Source organism: Phocaeicola sp. HCN-6420, assembly GCF_037890145.1.
Lineage (GTDB): Bacteria > Bacteroidota > Bacteroidia > Bacteroidales > Bacteroidaceae > Phocaeicola.
Window position 1 is genome coordinate 26,159 of record NZ_JBBKBJ010000014.1, and the last position, 14,138, is coordinate 40,296.

General features: G+C 42.8%; 12 protein-coding genes. 1 reads left to right on the forward strand and 11 read right to left on the reverse strand.

Annotated elements, in window-relative coordinates; translation table 11 throughout:
* Window positions 1-13: 13 nt before the first annotated feature.
* The 9 genes from WKT12_RS09705 to dapB all read right to left on the reverse strand — a co-directional run bounded on the left by WKT12_RS09705 (window position 14) and on the right by dapB (window position 11,140).
* Window positions 14-1,153, reverse strand: coding sequence for an OmpA family protein (locus WKT12_RS09705; protein ID WP_340319566.1), 1,140 nt, complete (start codon window positions 1,151-1,153; stop codon window positions 14-16).
* A 262-nt stretch (window positions 1,154-1,415) separates the two neighbouring features.
* Complete coding sequence (secDF, locus tag WKT12_RS09710) at window positions 1,416-4,397, reverse strand: protein translocase subunit SecDF (protein WP_340319567.1); 2,982 nt, start codon at window positions 4,395-4,397, stop codon at window positions 1,416-1,418.
* Between the two features lie 267 nt (window positions 4,398-4,664).
* Window positions 4,665-5,747: an endonuclease/exonuclease/phosphatase family protein gene (locus tag WKT12_RS09715; RefSeq protein WP_340319568.1), complete on the reverse strand. Its 1,083-nt coding sequence runs from the start codon at window positions 5,745-5,747 to the stop codon at window positions 4,665-4,667.
* A gap of 68 nt (window positions 5,748-5,815) precedes the next feature.
* Window positions 5,816-6,712, reverse strand: coding sequence for a rhomboid family intramembrane serine protease (locus WKT12_RS09720; protein ID WP_021971194.1), 897 nt, complete (start codon window positions 6,710-6,712; stop codon window positions 5,816-5,818).
* Window positions 6,684-7,361, reverse strand: a complete 678-nt coding sequence (locus WKT12_RS09725) for a rhomboid family intramembrane serine protease (protein WP_340319569.1) — start codon at window positions 7,359-7,361, stop codon at window positions 6,684-6,686. The genes WKT12_RS09720 and WKT12_RS09725 overlap by 29 nt, the downstream gene beginning before the upstream one ends.
* A gap of 12 nt (window positions 7,362-7,373) precedes the next feature.
* Window positions 7,374-8,018 (reverse strand): WbqC family protein, encoded by a 645-nt coding sequence (locus WKT12_RS09730; RefSeq protein WP_340319570.1) that lies wholly within the window; start codon window positions 8,016-8,018, stop codon window positions 7,374-7,376.
* Window position 8,019: 1 nt separating this feature from the next.
* Complete coding sequence (gene lepB, locus WKT12_RS09735; RefSeq protein ID WP_340319571.1) at window positions 8,020-8,931, reverse strand: signal peptidase I; 912 nt, start codon at window positions 8,929-8,931, stop codon at window positions 8,020-8,022.
* A 25-nt stretch (window positions 8,932-8,956) separates the two neighbouring features.
* Complete coding sequence (locus WKT12_RS09740; RefSeq protein WP_340319572.1) at window positions 8,957-10,381, reverse strand: S26 family signal peptidase; 1,425 nt, start codon at window positions 10,379-10,381, stop codon at window positions 8,957-8,959.
* A 3-nt stretch (window positions 10,382-10,384) separates the two neighbouring features.
* Window positions 10,385-11,140 (reverse strand): 4-hydroxy-tetrahydrodipicolinate reductase, encoded by a 756-nt coding sequence (dapB, locus tag WKT12_RS09745; RefSeq protein WP_340319573.1) that lies wholly within the window; start codon window positions 11,138-11,140, stop codon window positions 10,385-10,387.
* A gap of 82 nt (window positions 11,141-11,222) precedes the next feature.
* Between dapB and WKT12_RS09750 the strand changes: the two genes are divergently transcribed.
* Window positions 11,223-12,494 carry a DUF2851 family protein gene (locus tag WKT12_RS09750; RefSeq protein ID WP_340319574.1) on the forward strand — a complete coding sequence of 424 codons (1,272 nt, stop codon included), beginning with the start codon at window positions 11,223-11,225 and terminating at the stop codon, window positions 12,492-12,494.
* On the opposite strand, the gene WKT12_RS09755 is transcribed toward WKT12_RS09750, so the two are convergent.
* The gene (locus tag WKT12_RS09755) at window positions 12,495-13,118 is read right to left on the reverse strand and encodes a hypothetical protein (RefSeq protein WP_340319575.1); all 624 of its coding nucleotides are present in this window, start codon (window positions 13,116-13,118) and stop codon (window positions 12,495-12,497) included.
* 36 nt (window positions 13,119-13,154) lie between these two features.
* Window positions 13,155-14,135, reverse strand: coding sequence for a DUF4249 domain-containing protein (locus WKT12_RS09760; RefSeq protein ID WP_340319576.1), 981 nt, complete (start codon window positions 14,133-14,135; stop codon window positions 13,155-13,157).
* Between the last annotated feature and the right edge of the window lie 3 nt (window positions 14,136-14,138).

The window sequence follows — 14,138 nt, forward strand, 5'->3', positions numbered from 1 at the left end:
ACAAATTAGAGTTTTATTCTGCTTCGTTCAGTGTTGCAATACTTACACGGTTCCAGTCGGGTTCAGAGAACATAGAGCCTACACCCTGACCTTCTGCCGTAATACGGCTTTCTTTAATCTTATATTTATTTATCAAAATGTTTTTTACTGCTTCTGCACGCTGTTTGGCAATACGTGCATTTACTTCTGCACTACCTTCGGGAGAAGCATATCCCTTAATTACCACAGTGCTGGCAGGATTGTTCTTCATGTAAGTAGCAATACGCTCCACATTAGGCAACTGATCTACACTGACAGTTGTTTTTCCTTGTCCGAAAGTTACAACTGATTCCAATGATTTGGAATGAGTATTCTGGATGACAGTTTCTACTTTTGCTGGGGCATTCATGCACTCGTTCAGCTTTCCTTTCAGTTCTTCGTTCTCATTCTGCAATGCTTCAATGTCTGCATTCTTTGCAGCAGATTCTGCACGCAGGTTGTTGATCGCCTCATTCAGCATATCAACTTCAGCCTGGTTGTAAGGTGTCTGAATTGTCTGATAGTGCTTTCCGTTGCTGCTCGCGAAGTGATAAGTTACACCAGCCAGCAACTCTATCGCCGACTTATTTACATTCAGGACGTGTGCTCTGTTACCATCCATGCGGTAAACAATCGCGGGACGAACATTAATAGTCCATGCCTTCGATTCACCTAAGTTAAAGTTGAAGCTTGCACCGAAACGGCTTACCATATACGACTGGTCGTATCCCATGCCAGAGTTCATGAAATCATGTCCCCATCCGATACCGGCAATTGCTTCCACTTCGAACAATCGAGGTTGTCCCTGATAAGTTCCAAATAAATTGTTTAGGTTGAGCTTACCCAATGCACCCAAATTCAACGCATCAAATGCATTACGGCTATTGCTTGTATTAATCGTTGTCAATCCTTCGAATGAAACGCCTAAAACCGGAGTAATCTGTTTACCCAGCTCCACGCCTGCTGTTCCACGCATATTTTTCCAGAAAGCAGAATGTGTAGTTGGAGTAACACCTCCTCCTTTTACCCCAATGTACCAATTGTCAAAAAACTTATTACCTACGTATGCATCTTGTGCATTACTTGTTACAGCAACAGCAGCAAATGCCATTGCTAAGAGAAATTGTTTTCTCATACTTTCTAATCTTTTAAAATAGTTAGTTAGTTGTTTTTGTTTCTTACTGTTCGTACATACAACAAATCCATCTAAACTTTGTTCACCAATCGGTGGTACATAAAAAGCCCAAATTGCAGCAACCATACTAAAAGATTCTCTTAAAGCAAATCCCAAACAAAGCAAAATCTTTATATATTAACGAATTAAGAGAAAACATAAGCCCCCTGCCATCAAACGATGACAGGGGGCTATTATTCAAAAAAATATTTTAAAAAACGCGTTATGCTTCTGCGTCTTCTGTATCTTTCATCTTATGTCCCATTGTCAGATAAGCAACCGGAGCTGCAACGAACAATGAAGACAATGTACCAACAACAACACCCAGAATCATTGCGAAAGCAAAGCTACGGATACTGTCACCACCCAGGATAATGATACTTAACAATACAATCAATGTACTAAATGAAGTATTGATAGTACGAGCCAAAGTAGTGTTCAATGAATCGTTGAACAGTTTTGCACGGTCACGTTTCGGATACAGGTGGAAGAACTCACGCACACGGTCGAAGATAACCACCTTATCGTTGATTGAATAACCGATGGCCGTCAAGATTGCACCGATAAACGTCTGGTCGATTTCCAATGAGAATGGTAAAATACCATACCAAAGAGAATACATACCGATAATCAATACAGTATCGACAACCAATGCCACTGTAGCACCCACACTGTAGGCAATGTTACGGAAACGGATCAAGATATACAAACCGATTGCAATCAGTGCCAAAACAACTGACCAGACAGCTGAAGTCTTGATATCATCAGCGATACTTGGACCAACTTTCTGTGAACTGATGATTGAACCACCTACACGGTTATCGCGGTCGATAAAGATTTCAAGAGTAGTTCCTTTACCCAGCAGGTTACCTTCCTTCAAGGCATTGTACAAGAACTCTTCGATTTCAGCATCGATTGTAGGAGAATCTTCTTCGATACGATAGTTGGTTGTTACACGGATAGTCTTACCATCTGTACCCAATGCGATAGCCTGTACGTTCGCATCACCAACTTTAGGCTGAAGCAAATCACGTACGGTTTCCGGCTGTACCGGCTGTTCGAACTGTACCACGAAGTTACGTCCACCAGTAAAGTCAATACTCTGTGCCAGACCACGAACGAAGAACGAAATGATACAGATAACGATTACAGCGCCCCAAATCATGAAAGAACGTTTGGTAACACCCATAAAGTTATAATGTACATTCTGCATCAGGTTCTTCGAAATACTTGTAGTAAAGGTCAAGTTCAACCACTTGTCTTTATTCATATAGTGTTCGTAAACCAGACGAGTCAAGAATACGGCAGTAAAGAACGAGCAGAGGATACCGATAATCAATGTAGTGGCAAAACCACGGATAGGACCTGTACCAAAGTTAAACAGGATAATACCTGTGATAATAGATGTCAAGTTAGAGTCGAAGATAGCAGAGAACGCATTCGAGTAACCTTCAGACAATGCCTGCTTAGTACCCTTACCAGCTCTCAACTCTTCCTTTGTACGTTCATAAATCAACACGTTCGCATCCACTGCCATACCCAGTGACAATACCATACCGGCAATACCAGACATGGTCAATGCCGCCTGGAAAGAGGAGAGAATACCCAACGTAAAGAAGAAGTTGACGAACAATGCGCAGTTAGCAATCATACCCGGAATAAATCCATACATCACGCACATGTAAATCATCAGGACAACCAGTGCGACGATAAACGAAACAATACCCTGGTTGATAGATTCCTGACCCAGTGACGGACCTACGATATCTTCCTGAACGATGCGTGCCGGCGCTGGCATCTTACCAGATTTCAACACGTTAGCCAAGTCTTTGGTCTGTTCCGGAGTAAAGCTACCAGAAATTTCAGACTGTCCACCTGTGATTTCACTATTTACACGCGGAGCACTATATACATATCCATCCAATGCAATAGCAATAGACTTACCAATATTCTGCTTAGTCAAAGTAGCCCAACGACGAGCACCTTCAGTATTCATTGACATGCTTACACAAGGCTTGTTGTACTGGTCGTAAGAGTCTTTTGCATCAGTTACGACATCACCTTCCAACGGAGCACGTCCGTTACGTTCTGTTGACTTGATAGCATACAATTCAAAAATACGTCCGCTCTTATCAAAATCAGCAGCAGCCACACCCCACATCAACTTCAAGTCACGAGGCATCTGCTTCTGTATTTCCGGCATATTCAGAATACGATTAACTTCTGCTGTATCATTACGGTCAGCATAAGCGACAACCGCACCTACGCCATTCTGATTCAACTGAAGAACAGAGAGCAACGGATGTTCTTTCTTAACTTGTTCTATATCAGCAGTAGTCTTTGTAGTACTTTCACCTTTCAAAGCTGCAGCCAGGCTATCTTTTGCTGAAACAGCAGGCTGAGCAGTAGCAACCGTATCTGTCTTTACAGAATCAGTAGCTGTAGCATTCAGTAATTCACGTGCACGACTGTCGGCCGAAGCCAATACCGGAACAATTTCCTTAGCTTCAAAGGTTTCCCAGAATTCAAGGTTAGCAGAACCCTGAAGCAATTTTCTTACACGTTCAGGTTCTTTGATACCCGGCAGTTCCACCATGATACGTCCCATTTTACCTTCCAATGTCTGGATATTAGGCTGAGCTACACCAAAACGGTCGATACGAGTACGCAAGACATTATAAGAATTGTCTACCGCAGCTTTTACTTCCTCGCGCAGTACTGCTTCTACTTCTGCATCTGTGCTACGTGTAGTCACTTTATCTTTTAATTGCTGAGTTGCGAATAGCTCTGCGAGACTGGCATTAGGAGCCAACTTCTTGTATTCACGAACGAAAATTGTGATGAAATCATCCTGACTGGTAACTTGTTGTTTAGCAGCCTCAGCCAAAGCCTTGTTGAATGCTTCATCAGTCTTGTTGTCAGCCAAAGCTTTTACAACATCTGGTACTGAAACTTCCAGAATGACGTTCATACCGCCTTTCAAGTCAAGTCCCAATCCGATTTCCATCTCACGACACTGTTTCAGCGTATAACTGCCCAACCATACCTTTTCATTCTGTACTGAATCAAGGTAGTGAGTTTCCCCTTTCGGATCCTCTGCCGCCTTTTTCATATGATAGCGGGTTACAAAAGAGAACGAAAGATAGAACACACATACAAGGGTCAGCAATATCGCAAAAACCTTTACGAATCCTTTGTTTTGCATGTTACTTTAATTTATATATTTACTTTTTAATTAATATACGTTTATTCAAGGTTGCAAATATAGTTTTTTTTTCATTCACAAAGGGAAAGGTTTCTAAATATTTAAGTTTTAAAGCGTAAAAAACAACTATTTGTCGCATTTATATCGACTGAGAAATTTGGTTTACCGCTGTTTACCAAACGACTAAAAGGAGTATCTTTACAAGAAATCTTTACTTTATAAGGAATAGGCACAAAAAAATCCGAGAAGTTTATTCCCGGATTTCCATTATTCTTTTTTTTCCAACAGGCACCATACCGGATAATGGTCGGATGCCTTGATAGAACGATCAACTTTACATTTCAAGACACGAAAGCCATCGCTGGCAAATATATGGTCGATACGAAAATAGAAATGATTCTCGTTATACGTAAACCCAGGGCCTGAAGCCGCTTCCGCATACACATCATTCAACCCTTGTCCGATTACTCGGTGAGTATAAGAAATAGGAGAATCATTAAAATCACCACAAACCAGCATATAACGAGTACGATTGCCGGCTATAGCATGAGCTACAGAATCGGCTTGAGGAGCACGTATAGCAACAACTTTTGCCAATTTACGAAATAGATACTTTCCACCGTCCTTTATATTTTTTTCGCCTGGAGATTTTAAGATGTCATTGTACATACTTTTATCATGATCATCTAACTTATTCGATTCTAAATGGTTATTAATCAACACAAGTGTATCTTTTCCGATCTTCAACCGATAAAGTATGCTGGCATTCGACTCAGTTTTATAATCTATTGCTGTAGCTGAAAGAATAGGATAACGTGAATAGCAGGCCAGTCTGCTTCCACCTTCCCCTTTTACTCGTTCATGATAAGGATAGGTAGCCAATGCATGATCAATGTCCTTCTGTTTCACTTTTCCTCCCGGAGTAAATTCTTGTAGGCAAATAATATCGGCATCGCTGTTTTGCAAATAATTAAGAATAGGATTTCCCTGTTCCTTGTCATACTCCTTTGCAGAAGCAATATCTCTTGTATTGTAAGTCAGCAACTTGATAACCTCCCCACCTTCCGGTTCTTTTTCTGTACCTAACGGACAATAAGTCCACACACTATCCCAGCCAATGATAAATACCAGTAAAGGGAATAGCGCATACTGCCACTTGATGCAAATCCAAGCTAAAAGACAAAGAAAGTTTGCAAGCAACAGAAAAGGGAAAAACAAGCCTGCACATGCCCATAATGGATGTCTGACCGGAGAAATATATGGACTGTAGGCACTTATCAGGAAACCAATGGCAACCAGTATGTTTAAGGTAAACAATACCCACCGAATCAAACTTCCAACTCTTTTCATATTCGTAATTATTTAATATTACCCTTACTTACATGCGCACGCTACCGCAGATGCAAGAATTGTCACTCTTATTTTTTACTTGCATCAAACAGACTTTTCTTTTCTGCATCCGTCAAACTATTATAGCCTGATTTACGAAGCTTATCCAAAATACGGTCTATCTCTTCTGTACGCTCTTTTTTTCTTGCATTGAAATCATAGTCTTTCTGCTTGTCACTATAATGCACTTTCATCTTGGGCTTTCGAGATGAGGACTTCCAACTGCCTGAAAAGAAATCAAGCACCTTGTTTATCCACTTGGTAGCATCATGACCTTTTTGTAATCCAGCCGCAAACCACCAACCCGCCAAAGCGCCTCCCAGATGAGCAATATGTCCGCCGGCGTTTCCTGAAGTCATGAACAGCAAATCCAACAGCAACATAAATATAGCGACATGCTTCAATTTCACCGTTCCGATAAACATCAGCTGAATGGGATAATTGGGCTCACGTACTCCCACCGCTATCACAATGGCAAGCACAGATGCCGAAGCTCCTAACAAATAAGAAGAATATACCGCATCTGCAAAATAAGGAAACAGATTGTATGCAACCATATAGGCCAAACCACCAACGATGCCTCCCAGCACATATAATCCCCGCAAATGCTTCGCAGAAAAGAATTGTAAGAACAGACGGCCAAACCAGTACAGCCATAGCATATTGAATAAAATATGCAATACGCCAGCATGCATAAACATATAGGTAAACAACGACCAAGGCTGCCGGAGGAATCGCTCCCACCAAGCAGGAAACTCCAGGTAATTAGTCCATAACCCAACCGGCTGATTGAACAGGGTTAACGCAATGTTTACCAGTGTAACAATCAGAAAGACTCCTATATTGATATACAGCAACCGGGTTACAATATCTCCCCGCCTGAAGCTGTCCCTCAAATTAGTAATAAATCTGCTGTCCGCCGCCATTTTTCTTTCTCCAATAAATAATCAATATCAAACCGAAAAGCATACCACCCAGGTGAGCAAAATGAGCTACACCATCGCTTCCTGCCAAACCCAGAAGCAGTTCCAATGCCGCATATCCAATAACAAAATATTTAGCCTTGATTGGCATTGGTAAAGGGAAAATAAACATCTGGCTATTAGGAAACAACATACCGAAAGCCAACAAAATAGCATATACGGCACCCGAAGCTCCAACCGTATTCAAGCGATTCAGGAACTCACTCATCGGTATAACTCCCATGCCGGTATCTACCCCATCGTAATGGGACCAGCTAACCAGATACTCCGTATATTGCACAGCCTCCTGTATCAGCCCGGCTCCTATTCCACATAAGATATAGTAAAATAAAAAACGTTTTGGTCCCCATACTTGTTCAAGTACCCGGCCAAACATCCACACAGCAAACATATTAAAAAAGATATGCTGGAAATTGGCATGCATAAACATATACGTAATGAGCTGTGCCGGATTAAAATCGGACGCAAGGAAGAAATGCAATCCCAGCAAGTTCTCCACATCGATGCCATAGCGTCGTGCTACGATTGTGCCGAAGAAACACAATACATTAATAATCAACAAATTTTTTGTTACTGTAGGAATCGTATTCATATATATATTACTTTATTCATGTGTTACAATACTATCACGCAGAACCAACAAACTTTCAGGTCCCATGTTAAATAACAAATCCACAATGCTGAGGTTAGGTAAAAAATCGTTTTTCTGATCGAACACCTGATAATAAGGTTTGGGCAAGAATTCCGGATCACATTCAGCATAAAGTTTTTTAGGATGAATCAGCTCGCGAAAGTCATCCGAATCATCAGAAGACGTTATATAATCATCAGTAGGCAACAAATGCGGATGAAGGTCTATCTGCTCACAAACCCAGTTGCATAATTCCAAGTTGAAATCGAACAAAAATTCGTATTTCTGCTCAAAAAAGCGATGAAACTCATCGGCATAATAATCGAAGAAAGGGCTCTGTTTGTAAGCCGCCACAAAAGCATTCCAGTGCACATGCCGCCAGTTGCCATGGTCGGAAATGCGTATATCTTTCATCAGGCACTTCAAATCCTCACTCTTTTCCGTCGGAATAGTAAGAGCCAGACCACCGCCAGCCGAAGCTATTACACACCGGTTACGGTAAGTCTGCTTCATATAATGGTCGAACCGTTCTATATGTACGGTATCGTACGCAAACAATTTTGTATAATATTCTACCGGCGCAAGATACGCCGATCCAAGTATCACTTCTTTCTTCATTTTACTGTATGCGTTGAAAAAAACGTTCTTTGCGAGAAGCATACCAGATCCGCCATGCCTTACCGATAATATGATCTTCGGGCACAAAGCCAAACAATCGCGAGTCACACAAGTTGACAGGATCATTCGACGCCATCCAATAATAATCCTTGCTGAACGTAAACGAACTGACAGGCTTTCCTTCTACCCATAATGTATCGCCCCGCACGCCAGCCTGCTTTCCTTCGTGCGAAACAATTGTATTACACAGCAAGACAACATTCCACGGATACACCTTTACAGGCCTTCCCTTTCGAGGCACAACATAAGGATGTACTTCCCGTGAGAGCTTGCTATTCAATGATACGAAATCAATCCGTTGTCCTGCTTTCTGCGACACCAGATAAAATTCATAATGGCTGAAACTACGAATATAACTTCCATCTTCAGTATATCCCACCAATGAATTATCCTTCAGTCCTACTGCATCCAGAATCACACGCATCAGATCTTCTTTTGATGAAGGATATACATACAACGATTTACTATCAGGACTCAGCACTTCATCGCCGCTATCTATCATCTCCCGGTTCAACATCAGCGTATCACCCGGCGTGCCGATACAGCGGCTGATAAAGACTCTGCGCCACTCAAGCCGTTTATTCCGCTGAGTAGCCCCCGGATCGTTAAAGAGTACAATATCGCCCTTCTCTACCTCACAACTTCCGATACGGTGATAACCCAAAAATGACGGAAAAGGCATGCGCAAACCATAACTCCACTTGTTCACCAGCACTCCTTCGCCCTGATAAAGCGTATTTTCCATTCCCGACGAAGGAATAAAGCAAGAGGTAACAAGAAAAGTCTTAACCAGCCATACGGCAACAATGACAAGTGCCGCCAGCTTCAGTCCTATTTTCCAGTTATTATCCACCAATAATCTGAAGTCGTATAACTCATTACTTTATAGAATCGACAAACTTAAACAAACGGTTCCAGCGAACCTTGCCATCGAACCACCCTCTGTCCTGATCGAGCGATAACCAGATAAAGATAGGCTTACCCACGATATGATCCTCGGGCACAAATCCCCAGAAACGTGAATCGGCTGAATTATGCCGGTTATCACCCATCATCCAGTAATAATCCATCTTGAAGGTATACTTCGTAGTTTCCTGTCCGTTGATATAGATTTTACCATCCTTCACTTCCAGTGAGTTTCCTTCATAATTCTTGATAGGGCGCTCATACATAGGCAGATTATCCAGTGTCAAGTCAATTGTTGCGCCTTTCTTCGGAATCCAGATCGGTCCATAATTATCGACTGTCCAACCCGTCAGCTTGTTTACCGGATACAATCCTCCCGCATCGTCATCGGGCACATTCTCAATAGACACTACCAAATCCTTCCGAGCCAGCAAAGCAGCTTTAGCTTTCTCCGTCAGCGGCATGTTATACACCGATTCATCGGTATAATACATCGACAAGTCCTCCTGACTGATACCCAGTTCGTGACACAAATCGTCGGGAAGCATTCCCTTGGTCTTCACAAAATAACGGTACTGCACATTATCGGGTTCCTTGTTGGCTTTCCCGTCCAGATAGATAATACGGTTCTTTATCTGCAACGTTTGTCCGGGCAATCCGACACAGCGTTTTACATAATTCTCACGACGGTCGACCGGACGTGTAATAATCTTACCGTAAGTCTGCGGATTCTCATCGATATACTTACGTCCCGCCTGATAATAGAAATCGTACACCTGACGCTGCTGCTCCAGTGTCAGACGCGACATATCTACCGGCTGTGAAAGCTGCTGCCCAGCCTGATAGCTCAAGCGATACAAGTCTTCGGCAGGAACGGCTGTTGCGACGCTGTCGCCCGCAGGGAAGTTGAACACCACAATGTCATTCAATTCTACCTTACCCAGACCACCTACACGCTTATAGTCCCAATGTATCCAGTCGAGATACGACTTGCAGTTGAATATCGGAAGCGTATGCTGCGTAAGCGGCATGTGAAGTGGAGTCTGCGGAATACGTGCTCCGTAACTCATCTTGCTGACAAACAAGTAGTCGCCTACCAGCAACGATTTTTCGAGTGAAGACGACGGTATAACGTAGTTCTGGAAGAAATACAGATTGACAAAATACACGGCTACCAGTGCAAAGACAATTGCATCCACCCAGCTCATGACAGTCAAGACGGTCTTATTTTTCGATTTCTTCCACCAAGTCCATGGAATTTTCTTTGAAATATAAGCATCGAAGATAAAAGGAACCACAATCAGTCCCAGCCAGCTCTGCAACCAGATCAGAAAAATCAGGTACAGCACCAGTACGATGCCAAACTTTATCCACTGCTTACGTGAGGCCTGTATCATAACTTAAAACTGAAATAAATCGTTCATACCTAAAAATCCTTCGTGTTTTGCCGTATATTCGGCAGCCAGCACGGCACCCAAAGCAAATCCCTTACGGTTCTTCGCATCGTGAGTGATGATGATGGAATCGGCTTCCGATTCATAACGAATGGTATGAATACCCGGAACCTCTCCTTCACGAATAGCGCTGATAGGCAGTTCGTCGGCAGCACATTCGGTTGTTCCGCTGACTGTACCATCCGGAGCCGTAAGTGTACCCATTACCCATTTGTTCTTTCTGTCTAAGTTCTCCAGAATACCTTCGGCCAGTGTTATAGCTGTTCCACTCGGAGCATCCAGTTTGTGAATATGGTGTGTTTCTACCATCGACACATCGTAATTGGGGAAGTTATTCATAATCTTTGCCAGGTATTTGTTGACCGCAGAGAAAATGGCCACACCCAGACTGAAATTAGACGACCAGAAAAGGGTCTTTCCTTCTTCTGTACACAAACGACGCATTTCCTCACCGTGCTCATTCATCCAGCCGGTACTGCCCGATACCACTTTCACACCATTCTTGAAAGCTTCCAGACAGTTTCCATACGCTACCGAAGGAGCTGTAAATTCAATTGCTACATCAGCCGAACGAAAAGCTTCTGAAGCAAAATCCTGACGGTTGTTTATATCAATAATACTTACAATCTCGTGTCCGCGGGCAACTGCAATCTTTTCGATTTCCTTACCCATCTTACCATATCCTATTAATGCTATCTTCATAAATCTCAAATTATTTTAGGCACAAAGATAACGTTTTTCGTTATTAATCATTACATTTAGCGAACATTTACACCTCATTAACATGGAAGAACTCTTGCACTATGTGTGGAAACACAAGCTTTTCGCACTGAAACCTTTGCAGACTACCGACGGACAACCGATTGAAATCATCGACCCGGGACTGGCAAACATGCACGCCGGACCGGATTTTTTCAATGCAAAAATCAAGATAAACGATGTAACCTGGGTGGGAAACATTGAAATACACCAGCAGGCTTCCGACTGGTTTCGCCACAATCATCACCTTGATCCGGCATACGACTCGGTTATCCTGCACGTGGCTTCGGACATTGACGCTACTCCCACGCGAAGTAATGGAGAGGTGATTCCACAAATGGAACTGCACTACCCGCCTTATTTGCTGAAAAATTATGAAGAGCTAATCCGTGCCGACCGCTATCCGGCCTGTTTCCGCATCATCCCCCAACTGCCGTCCTTCCTGTTGCATAGCTGGCTGTCCACTCTTCAGGTGGAACGTTTCGAGCACAAAACGCAACAAATAGAAAAACTCTTGCAGGAATACAACCACGACTGGGAAAATGTGTTTTTCATTACGCTGGCACGCAATTTCGGATTTGGAGTAAACAGCGATGCCTTTGAAATTTGGGCAAAGAATATTCCGCTGGCAGCCGTCAACAAACACCGTGATAATCTGTTTCAGATAGAGGCTTTTTTCTTCGGGCAAGCAGGCCTTTTGCAAGAGTTGCCGGTTGATGCGTATACGGAAAACATGATCAAGGAATACAATTATCTGAAGCAGAAATTCGGTCTGCAACCTTCTTCCGACTGCCGCTGGCGCCTGCTCCGCCTACGTCCGGGCAACTTTCCGCATATCCGTATCGCACAGCTTGCCTGCCTGTACCACCGTTCGCAAGGTTTGTTTTCGCAACTGATGGAAACGGAATCGCTGAAAGAGCTGCGCAATCTCCTGAAAGGGGGCACATCGGAATACTGGCTGACACACTATACGTTCGGTACTCCCTCTCCTTCGCATCCCAAAACTATCAGCCAAAGCTCAACCGATTTGCTTATCATCAATACGGTAGTTCCATTTCTCTATGCCTACGGCAAACACAAGTCGAACGATGCTTTATGCCTGCGTGCCACCCAACTGCTGGAGGAGCTGAGGCCGGAAAACAATTACATCATCCGTATGTGGAAAGAATGTGGACTGGAAGCCTCACATGCAGGCGACAGTCAGGCACTGATCCAGCTCAAAAAGAATTACTGTGACCTGAAGAAATGCTTGTACTGCCGCATCGGGTATGAATATTTCAAGAAGAAAGAAGAGTAATTAATTTGTCTTTCTTTTAGACAAAGGTATGTATACCATCAGCTCCCAACCAGACAAACGGTTGTTCACAAAAGGGAATAAATCGAATTTCCGGGTTATTCCCCGCTTATATTGTATGGCAATTTCCATGCAACCAAAGTCATAGCCCAAACGGGCAAACACTGGTACATTCACAAAATCTTTATCATAAAAATAATAAGCTGGCTCGAACCCTACAGACAAATTCAATCCTTTATACAAATAATATCCCACACTTCCGGAGAGAGAAACCGACAACAAATTGCAAACTCCTGCATTTCCCGCATAAGTTATGTGCTCGTCCGGAGAGAGATAGCTTAATCCATACTTATAACGATGATATCCGGCTGTTATCGCAAGATCGAAAAACCATCGGGAATCAATCGGCTTCAACCGCCAACGATAACCGAAACCAAAAGAGAATCTGGAATCAAAATAAGTCTTCCCGGCATCAAAAGGAGGTAACCCGGCTGATGGAGCAACCATATCATAACTTACCATATCCTTTCCTCCATAAATTGTCAGACCTGAGGACTGACCTGTCTGTCCGTAAGTAACCAACCAGCCACTAAGCAATAATAAAAGTATAGTCAAACGCTTTATCATACAATCAATTCTTATGTTTAATCAACTACTTATAACTTATTCTTTCACACTATCCATCCATTCCGTTTGTATCATCCGGCAACCTCCTACCAATCCCAGTCCATTTGCTACATTGGTATAGGTAGGACGTACAGGAGCCAATTCCGATTCTCCCAATTTATTGTTTACCTGTTCATTCATCGACTTCAGATAATGATAGAACTCTTCCGACAAACTATATAGACAAACCTTATATTGTTTCCTGTTTGTATAAACTTCATCCTGAATAGAGGTTTCATAATCGGATATATAAGTCTTGTTCAACCGAAGTGTGTAGTTCTTCCCTTGAATCTTCTCATCGCTCCAAATATACAACTGCTCATAATAGGTATAGTCGCCCATAAGAATTTCATCCAAACCGGCTGAAACCTTCAGGAGCGGTTCATCGTTCCAATCCATATACGCAGTATATTCTTTGTCATAATACACCCGTGAATCTCCATCTTTCCAGTACTTCGCTCTTTCTTTCACCGTTACGGCATAATAGTTTACTGTACTTGCCTCATCGGTAAAGTTTATCTGAAACTGAAGCGTACCAAGATCGGATGGCTTTCGTTCCATATGAACAGAATTCAACGGAAACGGAGCGGGAATTGTCGTAACAGACGAAACGGTTTCCAGACCTTCTGCAGAAGCTGTCAGCCGGATACGATCGCCTTCCTCGTATCTCTGCACCGTATAATAACTTTTGGCGGGAACACCCGGTAAAGCTTTGTCCGTCCACAACAGACCGACAGGTGTACCGTTTACTTCCAGCCGGACATCCGTTCCTGTCAAACCAGAAACAATTTCTCCCTTGCCTGTAACTGGAAGACTACGTGAAAGACGTACCACGGTTGTATCTCCACTCCCGGGATAACTGTATACAACTAACTTAGGGATTCCTCCCGCCTCATCCAGATCGAAATGATATACGCAAGATGAAAACAGTAAGGATACCCCAAGTATGATCATGAAAGAAATATATTTTACCATCATCCT

Coding starts and splice junctions, on each gene's coding strand:
- WKT12_RS09705 (WP_340319566.1), bottom strand. CDS start 1,153: ATGAGAAAACAATTTCTCTTAGCAATGGCATTTGCTGCTGTTGCTGTA.
- secDF (WP_340319567.1), bottom strand. CDS start 4,397: ATGCAAAACAAAGGATTCGTAAAGGTTTTTGCGATATTGCTGACCCTT.
- WKT12_RS09715 (WP_340319568.1), bottom strand. CDS start 5,747: ATGAAAAGAGTTGGAAGTTTGATTCGGTGGGTATTGTTTACCTTAAAC.
- WKT12_RS09720 (WP_021971194.1), bottom strand. CDS start 6,712: ATGGCGGCGGACAGCAGATTTATTACTAATTTGAGGGACAGCTTCAGG.
- WKT12_RS09725 (WP_340319569.1), bottom strand. CDS start 7,361: ATGAATACGATTCCTACAGTAACAAAAAATTTGTTGATTATTAATGTA.
- WKT12_RS09730 (WP_340319570.1), bottom strand. CDS start 8,018: ATGAAGAAAGAAGTGATACTTGGATCGGCGTATCTTGCGCCGGTAGAA.
- WKT12_RS09740 (WP_340319572.1), bottom strand. CDS start 10,381: ATGATACAGGCCTCACGTAAGCAGTGGATAAAGTTTGGCATCGTACTG.
- dapB (WP_340319573.1), bottom strand. CDS start 11,140: ATGAAGATAGCATTAATAGGATATGGTAAGATGGGTAAGGAAATCGAA.
- WKT12_RS09750 (WP_340319574.1), top strand. CDS start 11,223: ATGGAAGAACTCTTGCACTATGTGTGGAAACACAAGCTTTTCGCACTG.
- WKT12_RS09755 (WP_340319575.1), bottom strand. CDS start 13,118: ATGATAAAGCGTTTGACTATACTTTTATTATTGCTTAGTGGCTGGTTG.
- WKT12_RS09760 (WP_340319576.1), bottom strand. CDS start 14,135: ATGATGGTAAAATATATTTCTTTCATGATCATACTTGGGGTATCCTTA.